This window comes from Dellaglioa sp. CoH-56-MRSF-13, from assembly GCF_056782095.1.
Genome location: NZ_JBXAYC010000066.1, coordinates 1 through 430, shown reverse-complemented (window position 1 = coordinate 430; position 430 = coordinate 1). Strand labels below are relative to the sequence as shown.

Sequence of the window (430 nt, the reverse complement as noted above, 5' to 3'; positions counted from 1 at the left end):
GAATTTGGTGTAGCTGCCCATTGGTTTTCAGCGACATGCGCATCGTAGCGGTCGAACAGATCACGCAGGTAATTGCGATGCAGCAACAGTGTGATGAAAAACGGTTCCGTAAGCTCCGCGTACTGCTCATCGTCACGGCCGTCAAGCCAATCGACAGTAGCACCTGCGTCAAACACATCCGATGCGAACGCACTGCGCTTCTCGTCGATGTGGCCCAGCTCGATGGAACAGCTGTCAACTGCATTCTCGTAGTCCAAGCACGTTTGCTGATCATCGAACTGGGTGCCGTCGTTTGCTGCGTAAATCACTTTCATCGCTTCTTCCTCCGGGTGCCGTATGCACCAGAAAATTGTTGATGGAACGTCTTTTGCTTAACTTCTTGATCGACTCTGCGTACCACGAAAGCCATGCGGATTGAATCGTTCAGCGC

Annotated in this window: 1 protein-coding gene; it reads right to left on the bottom strand. The window is 52.1% G+C overall.

Features of this window, described 5'->3' with window-relative positions:
• The coding region (locus AC1RP1_RS07915) for a hypothetical protein (protein ID WP_481762708.1) at window positions 1-314 on the bottom strand (314 nt) is incomplete at its 3' end.
• Window positions 315-430: the final 116 nt, after the last annotated feature.